Origin of the sequence: Paracoccus sp. SSK6 (assembly GCF_039770665.1) — a bacterium.
In the GTDB taxonomy this organism is placed as follows: Bacteria; Pseudomonadota; Alphaproteobacteria; order Rhodobacterales; family Rhodobacteraceae; genus Paracoccus.
The window spans coordinates 1-1246 of record NZ_JBDPNJ010000080.1 but is presented as its reverse complement, the minus strand read 5'-3'; the positions used below and the strand labels follow the sequence as shown (position 1 = coordinate 1246).

Here is a 1246-nt window from a genome sequence, read left to right as displayed (position 1 = left end):
TGACCTGCCCCCCGGAAGCTCCCTCGCTGTGATGTAGAGTCTGCCCAACCTGAAGGAGCAGACGAGATGAGGAAAAGCCGTTTCACCGAGGCGCAGATTATCGGGATGATCAAAGAGCAGGAGGCTGGTTTGCCCACTGCTGACCTCTGCCGGAAACATGGGCTCAGCCCCGCAACCTTCTACAAGCTGAAGGCCAGATATGGCGGGATGGACCTGTCCGATGCCAAACGGCTGAAGCAGCTTGAGGACGAGAATGCGAAGCTGAAGCGCCTGCTGGCCGATACGATGCTCGACAACGTAGTGCTGAAGGACCTCTTGGGAAAACCCTGACGGCGCCGATGCAACGGCGGGACGCAGTGTTGCGGGCAATGCGCGATCATTCGATCTCTCAACGCCGGGCCTGCGTCCTGATCGGTGTCGATCCGAAGACGGTGCGGCGCGAACGGCCGCCCGACAACCCGGAAATCCGTGAGGAGATGCACAAGATTGCCGAGAAGCGTCGCCGCTTCGGCTATCGGCGCGTGGGCATCATGCTGGAGCGCAAGGGCATCGTCATGAACGAAAAGAAGCTCTACCGCATTTACCGGGAAGAGGGTCTGTCGGTGCGCCGCAGGCGCGGTCGTAAGCGGGCGCGCGGCAGCCGGAGCCCCATGCCAGTGCCGTTGCTGCCGAACCAGCGGTGGTCGCTGGACTTCCTGTCGGACACGTTTGGAGCCTGCCGGAGGTTTCGCATTCTGGCCGTGAACGACGATTGCTGCCGCGAAAACCTTGGTCTGATTGCCGATACCAGTATCTCGGGGGCCAGAGTTGCGCGGGAGCTCGACGCTCTTGTCAGGATCTATGGAAAACCCGCCTGCATTGTCAGTGACAATGGCACCGAGTTCACCAGCAAGGCCATCCTGAAGTGGGCCAACGAAAACGGCGTAGAATGGCATTACATCGATCCCGGAAAGCCGCAGCAGAACGGCTACATCGAGTCATTCAACGGCAGCCTGCGCGATGAGTGCCTCAACGAAGAGATCTTTGATAGCCTGGCCGATGCCCGCCGCAAGCTGGCTCTCTGGCGCTACGACTATAACCACGTCAGGCCCCATTCCTCGCTGAGCAACAAGACGCCCGCAGAAGCGCGCCGGGCGCTCGAGCTATTTGATGGCAACGCGCCCGGCGCGCTTGCCACACCCGAAGCCGAAAACTATCAACCCCAAGGACTCTCGTTATGAACGAGGGACGACCGGGGGGCAGGTCA

At 60.8% G+C, this 1246-nt stretch carries 1 protein-coding gene; it reads left to right on the top strand.

Annotation, left to right across the window (positions count from 1 at the left end; translation table 11 throughout):
• Positions 1–66 precede the first annotated feature (66 nt).
• Positions 67–1220, top strand: a protein-coding gene (locus AAIL68_RS17415) for an IS3 family transposase (protein WP_347141050.1) whose coding sequence is annotated in 2 segments (ribosomal slippage) — positions 67–325 and positions 325–1220 — 1155 coding nt in all. Because the reading frame shifts where the segments join, the coding sequence is not laid out codon by codon here.
• Positions 1221–1246 lie beyond the last annotated feature (26 nt).